Source organism: Nonomuraea sp. NPDC049378 (assembly GCF_055586745.1).
In genome coordinates this window covers 449,865-471,113 of sequence record NZ_JBVJHP010000001.1, presented here as the reverse complement: position 1 = coordinate 471,113, position 21,249 = coordinate 449,865, and the positions used below count along the sequence as shown (strand labels likewise).

General features: G+C 72.7%; 14 protein-coding genes. 6 read left to right on the top strand and 8 right to left on the bottom strand.

The genetic code is table 11. The annotated features are described in order from the left end of the window. Positions 1-81: 81 nt before the first annotated feature. Together ACZ6SA_RS02070 and ACZ6SA_RS02065 are read right to left on the bottom strand one after the other, a co-directional pair. A complete protein-coding gene (locus tag ACZ6SA_RS02070; RefSeq protein WP_465826120.1) occupies positions 82-4,593 on the bottom strand; it encodes a caspase, EACC1-associated type in 4,512 nt (1,503 codons plus the stop codon). Positions 4,594-4,772: 179 nt separating this feature from the next. After that, the gene (locus ACZ6SA_RS02065; RefSeq protein WP_465826119.1) at positions 4,773-6,032 is read right to left on the bottom strand and encodes a C39 family peptidase; all 1,260 of its coding nucleotides are present in this window, start codon (positions 6,030-6,032) and stop codon (positions 4,773-4,775) included. Positions 6,033-6,196: 164 nt separating this feature from the next. Between ACZ6SA_RS02065 and ACZ6SA_RS02060 the strand changes: the two genes are divergently transcribed. The 3 genes from ACZ6SA_RS02060 to ACZ6SA_RS02050 all read left to right on the top strand — a co-directional run bounded on the left by ACZ6SA_RS02060 (position 6,197) and on the right by ACZ6SA_RS02050 (position 8,802). Continuing rightward, on the top strand, positions 6,197-6,886 hold the full coding sequence (locus ACZ6SA_RS02060; protein ID WP_465826118.1) for an adenylate kinase family protein: 690 nt from the start codon (positions 6,197-6,199) through the stop codon (positions 6,884-6,886). A gap of 81 nt (positions 6,887-6,967) precedes the next feature. Further along, positions 6,968-7,969, top strand: coding sequence for an ATP-binding cassette domain-containing protein (locus ACZ6SA_RS02055; protein WP_465826116.1), 1,002 nt, complete (start codon positions 6,968-6,970; stop codon positions 7,967-7,969). Then, positions 7,966-8,802: an ABC transporter permease gene (locus ACZ6SA_RS02050; RefSeq protein WP_347769720.1), complete on the top strand. Its 837-nt coding sequence runs from the start codon at positions 7,966-7,968 to the stop codon at positions 8,800-8,802. Before ACZ6SA_RS02055 ends, ACZ6SA_RS02050 begins: the two co-directional genes overlap by 4 nt. Here the strand turns inward: ACZ6SA_RS02050 and ACZ6SA_RS02045 are convergent. Beyond that, positions 8,784-11,948 carry an ATP-binding protein gene (locus tag ACZ6SA_RS02045; protein ID WP_465826115.1) on the bottom strand — a complete coding sequence of 1,055 codons (3,165 nt, stop codon included), beginning with the start codon at positions 11,946-11,948 and terminating at the stop codon, positions 8,784-8,786. The genes ACZ6SA_RS02050 and ACZ6SA_RS02045 overlap by 19 nt on opposite strands. Positions 11,949-12,034: 86 nt before the next feature. Between ACZ6SA_RS02045 and asnB the strand changes: the two genes are divergently transcribed. After that, positions 12,035-13,567, top strand: coding sequence for an asparagine synthase (glutamine-hydrolyzing) (asnB, locus tag ACZ6SA_RS02040; RefSeq protein ID WP_465826113.1), 1,533 nt, complete (start codon positions 12,035-12,037; stop codon positions 13,565-13,567). A gap of 23 nt (positions 13,568-13,590) precedes the next feature. Here asnB and ACZ6SA_RS02035 read toward each other — a convergent pair whose 3' ends face one another. Genes ACZ6SA_RS02035 through ACZ6SA_RS02025 form a run of 3 tightly spaced genes read right to left on the bottom strand, consistent with a single transcriptional unit; the run spans position 13,591 to position 16,380 of the window. After that, complete coding sequence (locus ACZ6SA_RS02035) at positions 13,591-13,941, bottom strand: RidA family protein (RefSeq protein ID WP_443150435.1); 351 nt, start codon at positions 13,939-13,941, stop codon at positions 13,591-13,593. After that, positions 13,931-14,911, bottom strand: a complete 981-nt coding sequence (locus ACZ6SA_RS02030; RefSeq protein WP_347641887.1) for a threonine ammonia-lyase — start codon at positions 14,909-14,911, stop codon at positions 13,931-13,933. Before ACZ6SA_RS02030 ends, ACZ6SA_RS02035 begins: the two co-directional genes overlap by 11 nt. Further along, positions 14,908-16,380: an amidohydrolase family protein gene (locus ACZ6SA_RS02025; RefSeq protein ID WP_465826111.1), complete on the bottom strand. Its 1,473-nt coding sequence runs from the start codon at positions 16,378-16,380 to the stop codon at positions 14,908-14,910. Before ACZ6SA_RS02025 ends, ACZ6SA_RS02030 begins: the two co-directional genes overlap by 4 nt. A gap of 73 nt (positions 16,381-16,453) precedes the next feature. On the opposite strand from ACZ6SA_RS02025, the gene ACZ6SA_RS02020 reads away from it, so the two are divergent. Further along, positions 16,454-17,503, top strand: a complete 1,050-nt coding sequence (locus tag ACZ6SA_RS02020) for an Lrp/AsnC family transcriptional regulator (RefSeq protein ID WP_465826110.1) — start codon at positions 16,454-16,456, stop codon at positions 17,501-17,503. A gap of 131 nt (positions 17,504-17,634) precedes the next feature. Next, entirely contained in the window at positions 17,635-19,164 is a 1,530-nt protein-coding gene (locus tag ACZ6SA_RS02015) for an AbgT family transporter (protein WP_347641890.1), read from the top strand. Between the two features lie 28 nt (positions 19,165-19,192). On the opposite strand, the gene ACZ6SA_RS02010 is transcribed toward ACZ6SA_RS02015, so the two are convergent. Next, positions 19,193-19,930 carry a phosphotransferase family protein gene (locus tag ACZ6SA_RS02010; RefSeq protein ID WP_465826108.1) on the bottom strand — a complete coding sequence of 246 codons (738 nt, stop codon included), beginning with the start codon at positions 19,928-19,930 and terminating at the stop codon, positions 19,193-19,195. Positions 19,931-20,016: 86 nt separating this feature from the next. Next, positions 20,017-21,159: an NADAR family protein gene (locus ACZ6SA_RS02005; RefSeq protein WP_465826106.1), complete on the bottom strand. Its 1,143-nt coding sequence runs from the start codon at positions 21,157-21,159 to the stop codon at positions 20,017-20,019. Positions 21,160-21,249 lie beyond the last annotated feature (90 nt).

The following is a 21,249-nucleotide window of genomic DNA, read 5'->3' as shown; positions in this document are numbered from 1 at the left end:
TAGGACAGGAGCCGCCCGAGCAGGAGCCCGGAGGGTGGGTGGGCTACTCCCACGATCCCTTCAGGGGTGAGCGGCAGCGGGTCAGGCCGCGCAGGGCGCTTTGTACGGGATGCCGGGAAGGTAGTGGGCCCACTCGGCCTTGGTGATCGTCATCCCCGAGGTCTCGCAGACGTTCGCCCGCGCCTGCTCCACGTCCAGCCCCCACAGCTGGGCCGCGACGCCGGAGGTGCCCGCCAGAACCGTGCCCTCCGGGCCGAACTCGACGTCGTTGACCGAGCCCGACCCCGTGAGCACCGCCCACAACACCGGCCGGGCGCGGTCGGCGACGTTCCACACCCGGATGGTGTCGTCGCGTGACGCCGTGGCGAGCGTCTTGCCGTTCGCGGCGAACGCGGCGGCGGTCACGTCGGCGGAGTGCCCGGGCAGGATCGACAACCGTCGCGGCCGTTCAGGCTGGGCGACGTCCCAGAGACGGGTCGTGCCGTCGGTGGCCGTCGTCGCGAGCGTCTTGCCGTCCGGGCTGAACCGCACGTCGAGCACGCCGCCGGTGTGGGCGGGGATGTCGGCCAGCCGGCGCGGCTCGGCGGGCGTGGACACGTCCCACAGCCGCAGGTGGGAGGAGCGCGAGCCGGTCGCGATGACGCGGCTGTCCGGCCGGAACGCCACCGTGTCGAGCATCTCGTCGGCCACGCCCGGCGCCGCCACCCGCTTGGGGGCGGCGGGCGTGGACACGTCCCACAGGTAGAGCTTGCCGTCCTTGCCCGCCGTCACGACCTTCTTGCCGTCAGGGCTGTACGCCGCCGACCGCACGCCGTCCGTGTGCCCCTTGAGCGTGGCCACGAGCTTGGGCGTGGCGGGCTCGGAGACGTCCCACAACCGCGCGGTCCTGTCGAGCGAGGCCGTGAGCAGGTGCTTGCCGTCAGGGGCGAACGAGGCCGCGACGACGGCGGCGGTGTGACCCGACAGCGTCGACAGCGGCGTGGACACCGCGGGGTCGGAGACGTTCCACAACTTCACGCTCTCGTCGTCGGAGACGGTGGCGAGGGTGTCGCCGTCCTTCGACATGGCCAGCCCGCCCACGGTGGACGTGTGGCCGGTGAGCCTGGCGCGCGGCGAGACACGGGCGGCGTTGGCGACGTTCCACAGGCGGGTCGTGCCGTCCACGCCGGAGGTGGCGAGGTTCTGGCCGTTCGGGCTGAACGCCACGCCGGTGACCGTGCCGCCGGCGCCCGCCAGCGTGGCGACGGCCTGCGGCGAGCTCGGGCTGGACAGATCCCACACGCGGGCGGTGCCGTCGGTGGAGGAGCTGGCCAGGATCTTGCCGTCGGGGCTGAACGCCACGTCACCGACCGCCGAGCCGTGCCCGCTCGCCGTGCCGACGAGCTTGGTGGCGGTGACGTTCCACACGTGCACCTTGCCGGTGTCGGAGCCGGTGGCGAGGTAGACGCCGTCGGAGGAGAACGCCACGCTCCTGACCGCGCCGTCCTGCGCGGGCAGGGTCGCCAGGCTGGTCGGCTTGGCGGGGGTGCGCACGTCGAGCAGCGCGACGCCGCCGGTGGACGACGTCACGGCGATCAGGCTGCCGTCGGGGCTGAAGGCCACCTCGGAGATGTCGGAGCTCTGCTGCAGCACGGCGACCCGCTTGGGCTTGCGCGGGTCGGCGAGATCCCACAGCAGGACGGTCCGGTCGGCGGACGCGGTGGCCATGATGCTGCCCTTGGGGCTGAACGCCACGGAGAGCACGCGCTCCTTGTGCCCCTTGAGCGTGGCCATGGCTCCGGGCCTGGCGGTGTCGGAGACGTCCCACAGCCGGGCGGTCTTGTCGGCGGACCCGGTGGCGAGGATCTTCCCGTCCGTGCTGAACGCCACCGCCTCCACGCCGCCCGTGTGGCCCTGCACAACGCCCAGAGCCTTCGGGCGGAGGGGGTCGGCGACGTTCCAGAGCCGGGCGGTCTGGTCGCTGGACGCGGTCGCGGCCACCCGGCCGTCGGGGCGGTAGACCACCCGCTCGACGGGCGCGGTGTGCCCGACGAGCCGCGCGCCGATCGGGCGCGAGAGCGTGCTCAGCAGCGCCCCGCGGGCCTCCGCCGTGGGCGAGACCTGGAAGGCGCTGAGCGCGAGCTGCGCCGCGAGCGACGTGTCGGGCATGCGGCCGGCGGTCGCGGCGACCTGGCGCGACAGGGCCTGGTCGCGCTGCGTGGCCGCCGTCGTGGCCCGGCTGCTCGCCTGGCCTCGCTGCACCAGCGCCACCACGGCGCCGACCGCGGCCACGAGCAGGAGCACAGAGAGGGCGGCGATCACCCCGCGGGCGATCTGCACGCGGCGGTTCTGCCGCCGCTCCGACGCGTCGAGGAACTCCCGCTCCGTCCGGGCGATCACGTCCTCGACGGGCGCCGGGCCGGGGGGCGCGGCGCCGCCGGTGCCCGCAGGACCTGGCACGTCGCCGTGGGAGGCGGGGCGGCCGCCCACCGCCGCCAGCGCGGCCGCGAGACGGCCCGCGTCGTACAGGTAGGCGGGGTCCTGCTCCTGCTGCTGCCAGAGCCGGGCGTCCTCGGTCAGACGGCGCTGGACGAGCAGCCCGGCGCGGCCGGCGTCGATCCAGCCGCCGAGCCTGGGCCAGGCTCGGATGAGCGCCTCGTGGGTGATCTCCGCCTCGTCGTTCTGCACGGTGACGAGCCGGGTGCGGACGAACTCGGCCAGCACCTGCCCGGCCACCGACGGGTTGCCCGGCAGCAGTTCGGCGAGCGCGACCCGGCGTTTCGTACCGCCGATCTGGTCGTCCACCTGGACCAGCCGGATCAGCAGGTCGCGCGCCATCGGCTCGAACTCCGCGCCGAGCCCTCGCAGGGTGTCCTCGGCGCTCGACGCCAGCGCCCCCGTGACGCCGCCGGCCGACCGGTAGCCGGCCATGGTGAGCGTGCCGCCGGAACGCCGCTGCCAGGTGGCCAGCAGGGCGTGGGAGAGCAGCGGCAGCGGGCCGCCCGACCGTTCGAGCGCGTCGGCGTTCGCCTGGAGATCCTCCAGCAGCAGGTCGGTGAGCCCGGGCTCGAGCGAGAGACCGGAGCGCAGGGCGGGCTGTTCGATCACCGCGCGCAGTTCGGCCCCGGTCATGGGCGAGACGATCTCGGGCCGCTTCATGGCCTCCAGGAGGCCGGGGTAGGCCGCGCAGCGCCCGAAGAAGTCGGCGCGCACGGCGAGCACGACGGCCACGTTCCTGGACAGCCCGGAGAGCGCCTCGACGAACCGGCGCCGGGCCCGCTCGTCGGTGCAGGCGATGAACAGCTCCTCGAACTGGTCGACCACCAGCAGCGTGCGTCCCCTGACGCCCGTGAGCGCCCGCCGCGCCGCGCCCGGATCGGAATCGATGGCCGCGCGCAGCCGGTCGGGCGCGCTGCCGCCCAGCGCCGCCAGCTCGCGCGCCAGCGCCGCCGTCGGCTCCGCGCCGGGGGTCAGCACGAGGCACGACAGCTCGTCACCGAGGTCGCGCCGCACGGCGGGCACCAGCCCGGCCCGCAGCAGCGACGACTTCCCGCAGCCCGAGGCGCCGGTGACGATGAGCGGCCCGCCGGCCTCGAACGCCTGCGAGCCGACGACGACGGGCGGAGGGTCCTCCCGCAGGGCCTGCCGCACCCGCGTGGCCAGGGACCTCGTCGCGCTCTCCCGGCCGAAGAACAGCTCGGCCTGCTCGGCCGTGTAGGGGACCAGGCCGCGGTAGGGGCTGGACAGGTCGCCCGGCGAGGCGATCGGCGGGCCTGCCTGGGAGCGGCGGCTCGTCTGGGCGGGGTTGGGCGCGAGCGGCGGGTGTTCGGCCAGGCCGGCCGGCCGGCCGGCGGCCTGGCTGCGCGGGCGGGGGAACCCTCCTTCGGGGAGCACGCGGGCCAGGTGGTGATGGACGTGGTCGAGGGTTAAGTCGTGAGGTCCCGCGGGGTCGCCCTCGTTCAGCAGCCGCAGCAGCGCCCCGCTGAGCGCCGTGTGGCGGACGCCGGGCAGTGCCCACGAGTTCTCGTCCTTCGCGGACGACGCGAGCACGTGAGCGCCCGGCCAGGACGCGTCGATCACCTTCTCCATCGCCGTGGCCGGCACGGGCCGGCCGGCGCCGGTGAAGCAGCAGTCGAGGACCACGACGGTCAGCCCGGCCCGCGAGGACGCCAGGATGTCGCGCACCGCGGACCAGGGGAGCGCCTGGTAGCCGGGCACCCCGTCGCCGAGGTCGACGGTGGCCTGCGTAGCCAGGTGCGGCTCGTCGTCAGGCCCGGACACGACGTGGCCGACGTAGTGGAACATCAGCACGGACGTGGCCTCGCGCGCCGCCCGCTCGAGCGCCTCGCCCAGCGCGGCCGGCGTCGCCGGGTCGAGCAGCACGTTCAGGCCGGACGCGGCCAGGCCCGCCCGCTCCACCAGGCACTGGGCGACGTCGTTGACGGTCGGCGGCACGGCGGGCACCTGCGGCAGCCGCGACGGCGCGCGGTGCGCGCCCGTGCCCGCGACCAGCACGCGGGCGCCTTCGTCCGCCAGCAGCAGGGAAGGCCCGCTTCGCCGTGGAGGCCACACCAGCCGGGTCTTCTCGAGCGTCGCAGCATCGTCCTCGGTCATCCGGCGCTCCACGGCATTGGGGAGATGGGTCGGGCACGGGCGTCGAGGGCGCCGTGCGCAGCGACATCAGCTCACCGGACGACCCCCCGATCGGCGTTGTACGCAGGGAATCGAACGGGCTGGCCCGCCTTCCCCGGGTGACAGGGTACGCAGGTCTCCGCCCGTCGTCGAGTCGGTCGTCACCAGTTGGCGGGCAGCCCGGGGGTCGTGGCGGGCAGGGTGTGGCCGGGCGGGTGGATGACGTACGCCACGCCGCCGCTGCTCGAACCGCGGAGCCACACGTTCTCGAAGTTCGCGCGCGGATAGACGCGGCGTACGGCGGAGTTGGAGGAGGAGGCCGGGTCGTTGGCGATCACGTCGCCGCCGGAGGTGAAGCCGACGATCGCCATGAGGTGACCGTTGGTGCCGTAGCCGGCACCGGGCAGCTCGCTCGCCTTGAACGACTGCGAGGTGACGACCGGGATGCCCGCCTTGATCAGGAGTTCCAGCTCGGTCAGCGAGCGCAGCCGGGTGACGAACCCGTCCATCCCGTACCGCCCCGCGTAGGCGGTGTTGAACGGCCAGTTGCCCGCGCCCTCGTACGCGTGGTCGTAGGTGTGGCGGGCGGCGTAGTCGACCTCGGGGTCGGGATCGGAGGGGTCGACCCAGGAGGTGTCCTGGGCGCTGGGCCACCTGTCCCAGTAGCCGAGGACCATGGTGGTCGAGGTCGGGCTGCACCATGCCTCGCCGCCGCCGTCCCACTCCGGGTAGTGGCCCTGGTGCACGTTCTGGGAGCGGCGCGGCACGTCCAGCTCGGTGCCCCACGCGCCGCCGCCGGGGCTGACCGGCACCGTCGCGCGGTCGGGCACGTTGGAGGCCATGACGCCGGACGTGCGCACCCGCGGCGTCGCCGAGGAGCCGGGCGCGCGGTAGAGGGTCAGCCGCAGCTGGTAGGCGGTCACGGGCTTGCCCGCGGCCGCGACCAGGGTGTCCACGGCCACCGACGCGTCGTCGTCGCCCTGCCCGGGCACCGACGTGCGGCGGATGTCGCCGTCCGCGTACGCCCACCTGCCCAGCGAATACCACTTCGTGAGGCCCTCGGCGTTCCTGGCGCGGGTCTCGACCTGCATCCACGAGCCCGCCGGGACGACCGCCGTCCAGGAGGCGATCAGTTCGGTGGCGGGGAACCCGACGACCCGCTCGGGGCCCGTCCAGCGCGTGTACTCCCAGGTCCTGGTGCCGAGCGCGTCGGTGTAGGAGACGGTGCCCGCGGCCGAGCCGAACGTCAGCCCGTCGCCCGCCGCGGTGCCCTCGGGCGTGCCGGTGGCGAAGTCGGCCCGCTGGAAGACGACGTCGGGGACGACCTTCCCCGGCCTCGCCGCCGCGCCTGCCGGAGCGGCGGACGTCGCGGTCATGAGCAGGCCTGACAACAACGACAGGAACACGGGCAGCGTACGCATGGACCCACCTTCTCCGAAGGCGCTCGATCTTGCTGACAATAGGCGCAACCGGTCCGTAAAGCATCGGGAAATCTACGTATCGCCATCCCTCGTTCATGACGGGAATTCCCGGCCCGGTCCGCATGAATACAGTTGGGATGGTGACGATGCGCAAGAGATAAGAAATGACCCCCGGGAAGTGCGACATGCGGAAATATGTGATCATGGGCGTGCAGGGGAGCGGCAAGGGCACCCAGAGCGCCCTGCTCGCCGGCGACCTCGACCTGGTGCACATCAGCGTGGGCGACATCTTCCGCTGGCACGTCAAGAACCACACCAAGCTCGGCGCCCAGGTGCGCCGCCTCGTCGCGGCGGGGGAACTGGTGGGGGACGACCTGGTGGAGGACGTCGTCAGCGACCGGCTCCATCTGCACGACTGGAATTACGGGTTCATCATCGACGGATTCCCGCGCAACCGCCGCCAGGCGGAGTTCTTCCTGGAGAGTTACGACATCGACGGTGTGATCCATCTCGACCTGCCGGACGAGGAGGTACGCCGGCGCGTCCTCGCCCGGCGGCTGTGCTCGCGCTGCGGGATGGACTACAACCTGATCGCGCACCGGCCCTCGACCGAGGGGCGGTGCGACGTGTGCGGCGGGGAACTCGTCACCCGGACCGACGACACCCCCGACGCCCTGGCCAGACGGCTGCGCGACTACCACACCAAGATCGATCCGGTGCTGGAGCTGTTCCGGCGCAAGGAGTACGTCATGACGGTCGACGCCCGCGCCGGCAAGACCACGGTCCAGCAGGCCATCCGCGCCAGCCTCGGCCTCCCGCCCCACACACCGTCCCGCCCCGGTGAGACCGCCTGACCGCACTCCCGGAGGGTCCTCCCGCAACCGGTGAAACCCGGTCGAGGGCGCCGTGAAACCGCCGCCGCCCAGAGTGAGGCCATGAGCATCACAGAACTCGGCCGCACCGGCGGCGGCCCGGCCCCCGGCGGGGGCACGGAACCGGCCGTACGCACCGAAGGGCTGGTCAAGGCGTTTGGCGAGCACCGTGCCGTCGACGGAATCGACCTGCACGTACGCGCCGGTGAGATCTTCGGCGTCCTCGGCCCGAACGGCGCCGGCAAGACCACCATGCTCCGGATGCTGGCCACCCTGCTGACGATCGACGCGGGCCGCGCCGAGATCTTCGGCGTCGACGCGGGCGGCGACCCGCACGTGATCCGCCAGCTGATCGGCGTCACCGGACAGTACGCGTCGGTCGACGAGAACCTGACGGCCCGCGAGAATCTCTGGCTGTTCAGCCGCCTGCAGGGCGTCGCGGCGCCACGCGCCCGGCGCGTCGCCGCCGAACTGCTGGAACGCTTCGGCTTGGAGGAGGCCGCCGACAAGGCCATCGCGCAGTTCTCCGGCGGCATGCGCCGGCGCCTCGACCTGGCGGCCAGCCTGATCACCAGGCCACCGCTGATCTTCCTCGACGAGCCGACCACAGGGCTGGATCCGCGTACGCGCGGCCAGATGTGGGACACCATCCGCGGCCTGGTCGCCCAAGGGTGCACGGTGCTGCTGACCACGCAGTATCTGGACGAGGCCGACCAGCTGGCCGATCGCGTCGCCGTCATCGACCACGGCCGCAAGGTCGCCGAGGGCACTCCCGACGAGTTGAAGAGCGCGGTGGGCGACTCCGCACTCCAGCTGCTGCTCGCCGAGCCGGACGAGGTGCCCGCCGCCGTGGAGGTGGTGCGGCGCGTCCTCGGCTCCGATCCGGTGCTCAGCCCGGAGCGGGGCCGCCTCAACGTCGCACTCGGCCAGGCCGACCTGGCCGGCGACGTGCTGATCGCGCTGCGTACCGCAGGGGTGTCGATCTCCTCGGTGAGCGTGGCCAAGCCCAGCCTGGACGAGGTGTTCCTCGCCCTCACCGGCCACGGAACGGAGGAGACCCGATGACCACCACGCTGGCTCCCGCCCACGAGACGGTCCGCGCCGCCGACCGCGTGGCGGCCGCCCGGCGGCGTGTCACCATGGGGGAGACGATCGGCCAGACCATGACGATGGCGTGGCGGGCGCTCAAGAAGATGGTGCGCAACCCGGAGCAGTTCTTCGACGTGGCGCTGCAGCCCATCCTGTTCACCGCGATGTTCGCCTACATCTTCGGCGGCGCCATCTCCGGCGACGTGGGAAGCTACCTCCCCCTCATGATCCCCGGCATCCTCGCCCAGACCGTGCTGACGACGTGCATGGCCACCGGCACGCAACTGCGCGAGGACATGGAGAAGGGCGTCTTCGACCGGTTCAAGTCGCTGCCGATCGCCCGGATCGCGCCGCTCGCCGGGCCGATGGTGGCCGACCTCCTGCGCTACACGATCGCGGCCACGCTGACCTTCGGCATGGGCCTGGTGATGGGCTACCGTCCGGGCGGCGGCGCGGGCGGCGTGCTCGCCGCGATCCTGCTGGCGATCTTCACGGGCTGGTCGCTGGCGTGGGTGTTCACGTGGATCGGCACGATCGCGAGGAGCGCCCAGGCCGTGCAGGGCATCTCCATGATGATCTTGTTCCCGCTGACGTTCCTGTCGAACGCGTTCGTCCCCGTCGAGACCCTGCCCGGCTGGCTGGCCGCGTTCGTCCGGGTCAACCCGGTCTCCCACCTGGTCACGGCCGCCCGCGACCTCGCCAACAGCGCCCTGGTCAGCGGAGAGGTGGCCTGGACGCTCCTGGCCTGCCTGATCGTCATCGCGATCTTCGCGCCGTTGTCGGTGCGGAGCTACAAACGGCACATGTGACCGCCGCCGTCGCGGCCGGACACCTGCTCGACCTGCCTGCGGGCCTCGTCGAGCAGGTCGGGGCCGCGCCGGCCGCCGTATCCGGCCCGCACGGCGGCGATCACGCCCGGCGCGGCCCGCTCCGCGTGCGGCTCGATCCGCTCGAAGGCCATGGTCGGCATGCCGCTGTTGAACGAGAAACGCTCGGCCAGCACCAGCAGCCTGATCGCGTCGCGGGGGGACGTCACCTCCCGCAGCAGCCCCCACGCGCCGAGCGCGAAGAGCATCGAGCCGCACAGCGGGAAGTCGAGCACGGGGGAGGACCCGGCCAGCAGGTCGTGGCCCCGCACGGCGGCGAACAGCTCCTCGCCGTAGCGGACGTCGTCCGGCCCGGCGTGGTACGCGTACGCCGTCAGGGCGACCGATTCCGCGACGATCGTCCAGGGAGTGGTGTCCGTGCGCGGCACCCCGGGCGGCCGCAGGTCGCGCGCCCGCTGGACGGCCCGGCGGTATTCCGCGAGCGCGGCGGCCGTCTCGCCCCGGGCGAGGGCGAGCTCGGCCGCGCACAGCGACACGAGCGCGACCCCGCCCAGCACCGCCTCGTTGTCGTTGATCCGGACGATCCTGGCGAGCTCGGCCTCCGCGGCGCCGACCTCGCCGTCGGCCAGCGCCGAGGTCAGCAGCACCGCGCGGAGCTGGGTCTCGTCGTCGACGGCGCCCAGCCGGCTCAGCGCCGGGATGGCGGTGCGCGCGTGCCCGACAGCCCGCCGGTGGTCGCCGAGGTGCGTGGCCAGGTGAGCCAGCACGGCATGCATGGTCGCGGCGATCCACGGGCCTTCGTCGTCGTGAAGCATCGCCAGGGTCTGTTCCGCGGCCTCGGTCGCCCCGGTCAGGTCCCCCGCGTTCTCCAGGACGTGCACGCTCGCCTGCGCCGCCGCCAGGGCCACGTCACGGTCGGCGCTCCCGCGCAACTCCTCCAGCCGGGGGCGTACGTCGTCGCCGTCGGCGCTCGCCAGCACCACCGCTGCCATCGCCGCCACGCGGGGATCGGTCGCGTCGCTGGCGGGCAGCCTGCGCAGGAGGTCGCGCAGCGGGTCGCCGCGGCGGTCGGTGATGATCATGGTGTTCATCAGCGTGATCAGAACGGCGACCCTGGTCGCCTCGACGAGGTCCGGCGGCGGCGCCCAGCCGCCGACCACGTCGGTGATCGCGTCCAGGTGCACGAGGATCCTGACGTGATCGCCGCGGATCGACCACAGCGCGCCGGCGCCGACCAGCAACCGGACCGCCGTGGCGGGATCGGGCTCGCCGAGGGCCCTCCTGAGCAGATCGGCGAGGTTGCTCTCCTCGGCCCGCAACGCGTCCGCCGCCGCGAACTGCGCCGGGCCGAACAGGGCGGAGACGTGTTCCTCGGAGTATGCCGTCGCCCAGGCCAGTTGCGCCGCCCGTGCGGACGCCTCCTCGCCGGCCTCCTTGAGCCGCATCCGCCCGAACTCCCTGACGGTCTCCAGCATCCGGTAGCGCAGGCCGTACGCCGTCTCGCGGACGCTCAGCATCGACTGCTGGGTCAGCGCGTCCACGGCGCCCAGGGCGTCCTGGCCGAGGACGTGCTCCGCCGCGGCCAGCGTGAAGCCGTCGCCGAAGAGCGACAACCACCGCAACGCCCGCCGTTCCTGCTCACCCAGCAGGTTCCACGACCAGTCGATGACCGCGAGCAGCGTCCGATGCCGGTCGGGGGCCGTACGGTTCCCGCCACGCAGCAGGGCGAACCGGTCCGCCAGGCGGCGCTCGATCTCCTCCACCGACATCACCCGCACCTTGGCCGCGGCCAGCTCGATCGCGAGCGGCAGTCCGTCGAGGCGGGCGACGACCTTCTCGACCGCGCCCGCCTCGATCAGCACGTCCGGGCGGGCGGCCGTGGCGCGCTGGCGGAACAGCGCGACCGCGTCGCCCGGGGGCAGCTCGCCGAGGAGGTAGACGTGTTCGGCGGGGATCGACAAGGGGGCCCGCGAGGTGACGAGCACCCGCAGGTCGCGGGTCGTCACGGCCAGGAAGGCCACCAGGTCGGCGACGGCCTCGATCACGTGCTCGCAGTTGTCCAGGATGAGCAGCGCGGGAGCCTGGTCGAGATGCTGGGCGATCCGGGCGCGTACGTCTGAGCGCTGCTCGGCGGTCAGGGCACGCCGGCCGCTGACCGAGTCGCGGACCCCGAGCGCCGAGCCCACCTCGCCCACCACGCCCTCCGGCGAGGAGACGCCGACGAGCTCGACGAAGTGAGCGACGGGCTGCGCGGCGTTCCTGCCCACGACGTGGGCGAGCCGCGTCTTGCCCAGCCCGCCGGGGCCGACGATGGAGACCACCCGATTGGCCTGCACCAGCGCGCGCACCGCGCTGATGTCGCCGCCACGGCCGAGCAGCGAGGAACCGTCGAACTGGATGCCCGTGCGCACCGGCCGGTCCGCGGCGAGAAGCTCGGCGTGCACGCGGGTGAGCCCGGGCCCCGGCCCGGTGCCGAGCCGGGCGGCCAGGCGCGCGCGATAGCGCTCGTAGCGCTCCAGAGCGGCGGCGGCGCCGCGTACGGAGGCCTCGCTGCGCAGGAGGCAGGCGAGCAGCTCCTCGTCGTGCGGACGGTCGGCCGCGGCCTCCTCCAGCAGCGGCAGCGCGCTCTCGTGAGCGCCGCTCCTGCCCCGCGCGATCGCCGCCACCCGCCGCGCCTCGACCGCCCGCGCCGCCGCGGCGTCCTTCAGCTCGGCCACCGCGCCCGTGGCGCCGTCCACGCCGCCGGCCGCCAGACTCATGGCCTCCTCCGCGCGGCGGACCGCGAGCGCCATGTCGTCCTGGGCCAGCGCGGCCCGTGCCTGCTCCACCAGCGTGCCGAGCAGCAGCGCGTCCACCTGGTCGGCGGCCAGCCCGAGCCGGTAACCGCGCCGGACCCGCACCACGACGTCGGCGCGGGTCGCCGCCCTGGTCCGCGAGACGACCACCTGCAGCGCCTTCGTCGGGTTGGCCGGCGCCTCGTCGGGCCACAACTCCTCGACCAGGCGCTCGTCACTGGCCCCTGCCCGCCCGTGCAGGGCGAGCACGGCCAGCAGGGTGTGCGCGCGATCACCGACCACGCGGGCACCCCGCCAGCGGACGCCGTCGAGCAGGATCAGTGCGGGGGACACACCCTCAGCTTACGGAAGCCGGGCCGGGGGAGCTCCTCGCGCGAGGGTTTGTCGATGACGGCCGGCCGGGACTACGTTCGAATGTTATGTGTGGCATCGCGGCTCTCTACAGCGAACAGACCGGAACCGACCCCCTCCATACCCGCGCCGCGGGCGAGTGGATGCTCTCCCGCATCACGCACCGCGGCCCGGACGACATCGACGACCGGCTCGTCGGCGAGCGGGCGTGGCTAGGGCACACCCGGCTGTCCATCGTCGACCTGGCGGGGGGAAGGCAGCCGATGGCCGCGCCGGACGGCTGGTCGCTGGTCTGCAACGGGGAGATCTACAACCACACCGACCTCCGCAAGAGCCTCGGGCAGGAGTGGTTCGCCACCGCCTCCGACAGCGAGCCGGCGCTCGTGCTGCTGCGGATGCACGGGCCGGACGCGCTGGAGCGCCTCCAGGGGATGTGGGCCTTGTGCGCCGCCGCGCCCGACGGCCGGTTCGTCGCCGCCCGGGACCCGCTCGGCATCAAGCCGCTGTACTGGGCGCGTACCGCCGGCCGCGTGCACTTCGCCTCCGAGCTGCGGGCCATCCCGCCCGAGGCGCAGGCCGCCGCCGAGGCGTTCCCGCCCGGGTGTCACTGGACGCCGGAGGCCGGCCTGGCGCGCTTCGCCGGGGCCGTGCCACGGGGCCGCACGCGCCGGTGGGACGGCGTCCCCGCCGCCGACGCCGAGTCGGCCACCCGCGAGGTGCTGGCCGGCTCGATCGTCCGGCACCTGATGGCGGACGTGGACGTCGGCGTGTTCCTCTCGGGCGGCCTCGACTCCAGCATCGTCGCGGCCGTCGCCGCCGCCGAGTACGGCTCGAAGGGCGAACGGCTGAAGACGTTCGCCGTCGGGACCCCTGGCTCGCCCGACCTGCTGGCGGCCCGCGAGGTGGCGGAGTTCCTCGGCACCGAGCACCACGAGACCCTTCTCGACGCCGACCGGGCCGTCTCCGTCGTGGACCGGGTGGTGACCTCGGTGGAGTCGTTCGACGCCAGCCTGATCCGCAGCGCCGTACCCAACTGGTTCCTGTCCGAGCTGGCCTCCCGGCACGTCAAGGCGGTGCTGACCGGGGAAGGGGCCGACGAGCTGTTCGCCGGCTACGACTACTACCACCGCGGCCACGCGGCGCCCGGCCGGCTGGAGGCCGAGCTGGAGCGCACCCTCGGCCAGTTGCACGGGCTCAACCTCCAGCGCTGCGACCGCGTCACGATGGCGCACGGCCTGGAGGCCCGTGTCCCCTTCCTCGACGCGGACGTCATCGCGCACGCCATGTCCCTGCCGCCCGAGTTCAAGTCGCTGGAGCCCGGCGGCATGGAGAAGGGACACCTGCGCCGCGCGTTCACCGGTTGGCTGCCCGAACGGCTGCTGTGGCGGCGCAAGGTGCAGTTCGGCACCGGCAGCGGCGCCCAGGACCTGCTGACGCCGCACTTCGAGGCGCGCGTGGGCGACGGCGAGCTGGCCGCGGCGGTCCAGGAGTCCGGCATCGAGCTGCGGACCAAGGAGGAACTGGCCTACTACCGGGTGTTCCGGCGGGCGCTGCCCCTCGTCCGTCCCGAGGCGGTGCTCACCCGCTTCGCCACCGCCTGAACCGGCCATGGCGTGAGCGCCGGTCAGGGCGCCTTCGCCACCGCGTCGATCTCCACCTGGCTGCCGTAGGGCAGTTCGGACACCCCGACGACGGTGCGGGCGGGCCTCGGCTCGGGCCAGAGGTCGAGGAACTGCTGGTTGGCCACGTCGCGCAGGGCCATGTCGGTGACGAAATAGGTCAGCTTCACCACGTCCTCCACCCGTGCCCCCACCGTGGCCATCCGCCGCCGCATGGTGTCCACGGCCGCGTCCAGCGCCGCCCGGCCGCCGGCCACCACGGTGCCGTCCTCCCGCAGCGGCAGCGAGCCGGAGACGAAGACCAGCCCGCAGGCGACCGTGGCCGGGCTGTACGGGTGGTTCGGATCAGCGGTCATGAGGAGCCTCCTGGCGGTCGGGCCTGGTCAGTACGCGCGCGAGCAGCTCGGGATTCACCGAACCGCCGCTGAGGATGGCCACGTGCCTGCCGGTCGTGTGCCCGGCGAGGTAGGCGGCGAAGGTCACCGCGCCGCTGGGTTCGGCGACGAGCCTGGCGTCCACCGCCAGGCGCCGTACGGCGTCCAGGATCTGCTCCTCGCTGACGGTCACGATCTCGTCCAGATGGCGGCGGATCTGCTCCCACGGCACCACGCCGAGGCCGGTGGTACGCAGGCCGTCGGCCACGGTCCGGTACGTCCGCTCGGGTTCCCACGCGACGCGCCGGCCCTCGCGCAGGCTCTGCGCCGCATCCGAGGCCAGGTCCGGTTCCACGCCGACCACCAGGGTTTCCGGCCGCAGCGCCTTGACGGCGGTCGCCACCCCGGCGGCCAGCCCGCCCCCGCTGACCGGCACCAGCACCACGTCAGCGCCGGGAAGGTCCTCCATGATCTCCAGGCCCACCGTGCCCTGGCCGGCCACGACCGCCGGATCGTCGAACGGCGGCACCGGCAGGTAACCGTACTTCTCGGCGAGCACGAACCCATGGGTGTCGCGCTCGCTCGGCGGCACCAGCACGACCTCGGCGCCCAGCGCCCGTACCGCGTCGACCTTGTTCGGGGGCGCGGTGTCCGGCATCACGATCACCGCGCGCAGCTCGAGCCGCTGCGCCAGCCAGGCCACGGAGCGCGCGTGGTTGCCGCTGGAGTGCGCCACCACGCCCCGCTCGCGGGCCTCGGACAGCGACTGCTTGATCTTGTTGTAGGCGCCGCGCAGCTTGAAGGCCGCCGTCGGCTGCAACGACTCCGGCTTGATCCACAGCGGCCGTCCTGGAACCGCCGGGGCGAACGGCACCAGCGGGGTGCGCACCGCCGTGTCGGAGATCCGTTCGGCGGCGGCGCGGATGTCCGCCAGCGTCACCGGCCCTGTCATGCCAGCCTTCCCTTCACAGCCTTGCCGGGCATCGCGTCCGGCAGCAGCTCGCCGTCGCGCACGACGAACTCGCCGCCGACGAGCAGATGGTCGACACCGGTCGAGGGGCGCCCGGGCTCGGCGTAGGTCGACCGGTCGGACACCCCGTCGAGGTCGAACACCACGAGGTCGGCATCCGCGCCCGCCTGCACCCGGCCCTTGCGCCGGAACTGCGGCGCCACCGAGGACAGCACCTCGGCGGGCTGCAGGGTGCAGCGCCGTACCGCCTCGATCAGCGACAGGTGGTCGGTGCCCCGCACCATCGTCGCGAGGAACCGGGAGAACGTCCCGCTCGTGCGCGGGTGACCGGCCGCTCCGGGCGGCAACGGCCACGTGTCGGTGATCAGCCGGCCGTCGGGGGCCGCGAACGGGATCGCGTCGGAGGCGACCGCGGTGTCGGGCAGCAGCAGCGCGCGCTCCAGCACCGACCAGTCCGCCGGGTCGTCCTCGTTCAGGTAGTGGATGACGGCCATCGCGCCCGGGTCGGTGCGCTGGATCTCGCGCAGGCGCTCGGCGTCCTTCGGCCGCTCGCCGGTGGCGGCGACGACGAGATCGCTCGGCGTGATGCCGAGCCTGGGCAGATTCTCCGGATACAGGAACGGCACGCCGATGGTGGTCATTCCCGCGCCGTAGGGGTATGCCTCGGTGGACACCTTCAGCCCGTGCCGGCGCGCCCCGGCGACCACGGCGCCGATCTCGTCGATCGCGCGCAACGAGGTGCTGTTGATGTGGCACAGATGCATGTGCGCACCCGTGCCCGCCGCCGCGGCGACCACCTCGGCGATCCCCTCCAGCGCGGTTCCCGGGTCGTCCGGGTTCTTGAACCTGGCATGGGTGAACGTCGGCACGTCGTAGCGCTCGGCCAGGCGCGCGACGCGAACGTACTCCATCCGCCCGGTCTGAGGGGCGTAGCCCAGCAGCACCCCGATGCCCAGCGCGCCTTCGTGCAACTGCGCTTCCAGCTCGGCCAGCGTCAGGTCGAGCTGGGCGGCGGTGGCCCGGTCGCGCCAGTGCGGGCCCGCGCACAGGGCGGCGAAGCTCTCCCACCCGCCGTCCGGCTCGGCGCCGTCGAACACCTTCATCCTCGCCATGGCCCAGGAGGCGGAGTAGCCGAAGTTGACGGGGCGGCCCTCGTCGCTCGCCCGCCGGTACGCCGTCCGTACCGGTGCCGCGCCCGACTCCAGCTCCAGGGCCGTGGTCACCCCGTCCAGGGCCTGCATCCGCAACGAGCCCACGGTCTGCGCATGGCTGTGCAGGTCGATGAAGCCGGGCGCGAGCACGCGGCCGGACACGTCGAGTTCGCGCCGGGCGGGCACCGGCACCTCGGACACTGACGTGATCTTGTCGCCCGTTATGGCGACGTGGCGGACCGCGTCCAGCCCTGTCTCTGGATCCACCACGCGGGCGCCGCGCAACAGTAGGTCATTCACCCAACAATCTTCGCGATCTGGCTTGACCTAGACCTACACTGCATGAATCCGACATTCAGGGAGCATTATCATCATGCAATCCGCCATGTTGCGGGAGAACGATCTGGAGTTGATCGACTCGCTCCAGGTCAATCCCCGAGCGCCCTGGGCCGAGGTCGGCGCCGTGCTGGGCATGGACCCGGCCACCGCGGCCCGGCGCTGGAAACGGCTGGTGGACGATCGGCTCGCGTGGTGCACGGTCGCCCTCGGCCAGCGCCAGCTGCACACCATGAGCGTGGCCTTCCTGGAGCTGACCTGCGAGGCGGGCGCCGCCAGCGAGGTCGCCGCGGAGCTGGCGCGGCAACCCCACATGATCACCGTTCAGCACATCGCCGGTTCCTACGACCTGTGGACGATCGCGATCGCCCCCGACCTGGTCAGCCTGTCCGAATACCTCCTGCGCCGGCTGCCCCAGCAGCCCGGGGTGACGAGGGTGCGCACCCACATCGCGACCCGTGCGTTCGACCTGAGCAGGCGATGGCGGCTGCGCGTGCTGAACCAGCACCAGGCCGGCCGGCTGCGACCGGCGAAGACCACGCCCGCGGTGACGCGGCCGATGGACGAGATCGACCGCCGCCTGTTCGTCGCGCTCAGCGTGGACGGGCGGCGCAGTTTCGCCGAGCTGGAAGCCGAACTCGGGCTGTCCGCCCGCACGGTGCAACGCCGGGTCAACCGGCTGGTCGCGGTCGGCGACATCACCTTCCGCTGCGACCTGGCCAGGCGGCTGGCGGGCTGGCACAACTCGGCGGTGTTGTGGCTCTCGATGCCGGACGACCACCTCGAACGCACCGGCGAGCAGCTCCTGCGCTGGCCGGAGACGCGCACCTGCGCGGCGATCGCCGGGCCCAACAACCTCATGCTCACCGTGGGCCTGCACAGCGTGGCCGACCTGCACGGGCTGGTCACCCGGCTGCGCCACGACTTCCCGCACGCCACGATCGTGGACCGGCAGATGGTGCTCCGCCAGGTCAAGTTGTACGGGCGCGTCCTCGACCCGGTCGGCCGCTGGTCGTCGACGACTCCGCTGGACCTGTGGGCGCTGGGCGAGCACGCTCCCCGCGGGGGCGCGTTCACCGGGACCTGACCGATACCTGCAGATAAGCCGCACCCCATGACGGTTTCCGGCCATCAACCGGTCTCCATGACTGTGCTGGCCATACTTTCGCAAATCGCACTGCGAAGAGAGCCACCCCCTGGCCGACGAAGGATCCCCTCATGCTGAAGACCGGGCAACCCACGACCCTTGACCGGATACTGGGCGGAGTCGAACGGCTCGGCAACAGGCTGCCCAACCCGTTCGTCATGTTCCTCGGGCTGTTCGTCCTGATCGCGCTCGCCTCGTCGATCGCGGCCGCCCTCGGCGCCACGGTGCGGCTGCCCGGCGCGGCCGAGGTGACGCCGGTCAAGAGCGTGCTGTCCGGCGAGGGCCTGGTGCAGCTGCTCGACTCGGCGGTGGACAACTTCGTCGAGTTCCCGGCGCTCGGCCCCGTGCTGACCGTGGTGCTCGGAGTGGGCGTGGCGCAGGGCACCGGCGCGCTGGAAGCCGCCGTGCGCCTGGCCTTCTACCGGGTGCCCCGCTCGATGGTGCCCTACGTGGTGGCCTTCGTCGCCTGCCAGGGACACGTGATGTCGGACGCGTCGTTCCTGGTCATCCCGCCGCTCGCGGCACTGGTGTTCCGCGCCGTCGGACGGCATCCGCTCGCCGGCCTCATCGGCGCCTACGCCTGCCTCGGCACCGGGTACGCCGGCGGCCTCCTGATGGGCACGCTGGACGCGAGCCTGGCGGGCATCACCGAGAAGGCCGCCGCCCTGCTGCCGGGAGCCGGCGGCTACACCACCAACATCGCCATGAACTACTACTTCGGCGCCGCGGCCGGGCTGATCCTGCCGATCGTCGGCGGGCTGCTGATCTCCCGGGTGCTCGAACCGCGGCTGCCGGCGACCACCACCGACGCGGGCCAGGACGGCGCGAGCGTCGAGGTGACGCCGCGGGAACGGCGGGCACTGCTGGCCAGCGGGCTCGCGGTGGCCGGCTTCCTGGCGCTGGTCGTGCTGGCCTGGCTCATCCCGGGCAGCCCGCTGCGCGGCCCCGGCGGCTCGCTGATCCCCTCGCCGCTGCTGAGCAACCTGGTGCCGATCATCGCGCTGGTGTTCTTCCTGTTCGGCTACACGTACGGCCGGGCGGTCGGGCTGGCCAAGGAAGACCGCAACCTGTACACGATGATGACCACGGCGATCAAGGAGATGGGCGGGTTCATCACGCTCATCTTCATCGTGGCCCAGACGCTGAGCGTGCTCTCCTGGAGCGGGCTGGCCACCTTCCTCGCGGTGGAGCTGGCGAACACCGCGCAGGCCGTCGGGCTCGTCGGATTCCCCGCGCTGGTCTTCCTCATGCTGCTGTCCACCGTGCTGAACCTGGTGATCACCTCGGGCTCCGGCCTGTGGTCGCTGGAGTCGACGGTGATGGTGCCGGCGTTGATGCTGCTCGGGCTGTCACCGGCGATCATCCAGGCCACCCACCGCATCGGCGACTCGATCACCCAGGCGATCTCCCCGATGCACATCTTCCTGTACTTCATTCTCGCCGCGTCGCAGAAGTACGAGCCCGACCTCAAACTCGGCACGCTGGTGTCCCGGCTCCTGCCGTTCGTGCCCGCGTTCGGCCTGGTGTGGGCCGGCGTGCTGGCCATCTTCTACTTCGCCGGCCTGCCGGTGGGCCCGGGCGCACCGATCCACCTCCCCTGATCGGCCACCCGCCGCCGGGCGTGCGGCCTCACATCCGGGCTTTCAGCACGTCGACCTCGCAGCCGGGTGCGGCCGGGTCGAAGCCGTGCTCGAACAGCCAGCGGATCGCCAGCAGGCTTCGCAACGACCACCACGCGCGGATCACGTCGACGTCGACGGGGGCGCCGTAGCCGGCGATGACGTCGCCCAGGCGCTCCTCGTGCCCGAGGGTCAGGACGGCGAGGTCGTACAGGGCGTCCCCGGGGGCCGCCTCGGTCCAGTCGATCACGCCGGTGATCTCGTCACCGTCGACGAACACGTGGGTGATCTGCAGGTCACCGTGCGCGAACACCGGGGTCCGCGGCCGGAGCGCGGCCTCGGCGATCTCACGGTTGCGCGTGACCAGGTCGGCGGGAAGGACACCGTTCGTGACGAGCAACTCGCATTCGCCGTCGAGGCGCGAGGCGATCTCGTCGAGGCTCCGGCCGGGCCACGGCGGCAGCGGCGCGTCGTGCAACGTCCGTGCGGCGGCGCCCGCCGCACGCCACGCCGCACGCGACGCGGTCGACGGCTCGCCGAGACGGCCGAGCGCCGTCCCCCGGAGCGCGGCGAGCGCGAGCACGGGCGGCCTGCGCCACAGGACCTCCGGAGTCGGGATCGGCGCCCTGGCCATCGCCTCGACCTCGACGTCGCTACGCCGCTGATCGGAGTCGATCTTCAAGAACACGCCGCCGACACGCAGGGTCGCGCACTGGCGATGGGCGACGACGACCTCGACCTCATCCATGCCGGTCATTCTCACGGAATGATCACCGACGTCGCCACGGGTTTGATTCGCGCTACCGGAGCCTTCCGCACTGCTGAGGGGAGAGGTCAGAGCCGCAAGCCGATCCGCCCGGCCACGAGCTCGGCACGAACCAGTTCGAGAAGCCGGCCCATCCAGTTGCGCCCGGCAGAGTCGCGGATGTCCCAGAACTGCGAACTGGCGGAGCCGTAATGGAGACGCCCGTCACCCGTGGCCAGGAGCACCTCGCCCAGGTCCGGATGCTGGACGAACTTCGCGCGCAGCAGATCGGCCATGACCGCGAGACGCACGTCCGCCCAACGCGGCCGCCGCTCGGCCCCGACCGCGATGGCACGCGCCGCCTGGGAGTCCGGCGCCGTACGGATGCGCTCGCGCAGGGATTCGTCGTCGGTGGACAGAGCCCAGTAGGCGTGCTCGACCGTCGGATAGAGAACATCGGCGACCTCGATCACGGCCGGGAACTCGTTGCGCAGCCCGTGCGCACGCGGATCCACGGGACGGCCGTAGTTGAGGTGCACGGTCGGCGATCCGGCCTCGGCGGGTCCGTCGGCCTCCCGCAGCGCCTCCGCGGCCGGATGCGGCGCCCGCCAGTCCGCGAAGTACCGGAACGCCCCGCGCCGGCCGTCCTCGGTGACGACGCCGCCCTCGTCCAACGCCTCACTGCCGTCCTCGAACTCGAAGAACACGTACTCGTCCCAGGTCTCGCCCGCCTCCGAGATGAGCAGGCGCAGCGGAATGTCGCGGGCGTCCATGTCGCCGAGCGCGTAGATCCGGTGATGCGCCGGGATCGCCAGGTAGGCATCGCGCAGCACGATCCGGTCGGTCTCCGAGCGCGAGCCGACATAGCGCAGCGCCGCCGCGACGCACCGGTCCGTGGAATCCGGACGCCCGTTCAGGCGGTCGATCGCGTCGACGACCTCCCCGAGCAGTTCCTCGGCCGTGGTCCAGGAGACGACCTCGCCGAACCGCCAGCGTGCCAGATCATGCGCGCTCGCCCAGGCGCCCTCCTCGAGAGCCGTCGCCACCCAGCCGGCCTCGAGCTTCGCGCGGAGCCCGTCGAGGTCGCCCCACTCCCAGAAGAAGATCGCACCGTCCGCGAAGACCTTCAGATCGGTCAGGTAGTAGTCGCCGCCGTTCCGAATGAAGATCGGCCGCAAGTATCCCTCGATCCGCTCCCCGTCGACGACGCGGTAGGTCCGATTCCTCATCATCCGAGCCAGCGTAGGCCCTGCGCCCGAACAGGGCTCAACGCGCGGTTCCGTGATCATCTCAGAGGCCACCTGGCCAGGTGACGGCTGATC

Excerpts from the sequence above, each read along its gene's own strand:
- ACZ6SA_RS02070 (WP_465826120.1), bottom strand. The coding sequence starts at position 4,593 with ATGACCGAGGACGATGCTGCGACGCTCGAGAAGACCCGGCTGGTGTGG.
- ACZ6SA_RS02065 (WP_465826119.1), bottom strand. The coding sequence starts at position 6,032 with ATGCGTACGCTGCCCGTGTTCCTGTCGTTGTTGTCAGGCCTGCTCATG.
- ACZ6SA_RS02060 (WP_465826118.1), top strand. The coding sequence starts at position 6,197 with ATGACCCCCGGGAAGTGCGACATGCGGAAATATGTGATCATGGGCGTG.
- ACZ6SA_RS02055 (WP_465826116.1), top strand. The coding sequence starts at position 6,968 with ATGAGCATCACAGAACTCGGCCGCACCGGCGGCGGCCCGGCCCCCGGC.
- ACZ6SA_RS02050 (WP_347769720.1), top strand. The coding sequence starts at position 7,966 with ATGACCACCACGCTGGCTCCCGCCCACGAGACGGTCCGCGCCGCCGAC.
- asnB (WP_465826113.1), top strand. The coding sequence starts at position 12,035 with ATGTGTGGCATCGCGGCTCTCTACAGCGAACAGACCGGAACCGACCCC.
- ACZ6SA_RS02035 (WP_443150435.1), bottom strand. The coding sequence starts at position 13,941 with ATGACCGCTGATCCGAACCACCCGTACAGCCCGGCCACGGTCGCCTGC.
- ACZ6SA_RS02030 (WP_347641887.1), bottom strand. The coding sequence starts at position 14,911 with ATGACAGGGCCGGTGACGCTGGCGGACATCCGCGCCGCCGCCGAACGG.
- ACZ6SA_RS02020 (WP_465826110.1), top strand. The coding sequence starts at position 16,454 with ATGCAATCCGCCATGTTGCGGGAGAACGATCTGGAGTTGATCGACTCG.
- ACZ6SA_RS02015 (WP_347641890.1), top strand. The coding sequence starts at position 17,635 with ATGCTGAAGACCGGGCAACCCACGACCCTTGACCGGATACTGGGCGGA.
- ACZ6SA_RS02010 (WP_465826108.1), bottom strand. The coding sequence starts at position 19,930 with ATGGATGAGGTCGAGGTCGTCGTCGCCCATCGCCAGTGCGCGACCCTG.
- ACZ6SA_RS02005 (WP_465826106.1), bottom strand. The coding sequence starts at position 21,159 with ATGATGAGGAATCGGACCTACCGCGTCGTCGACGGGGAGCGGATCGAG.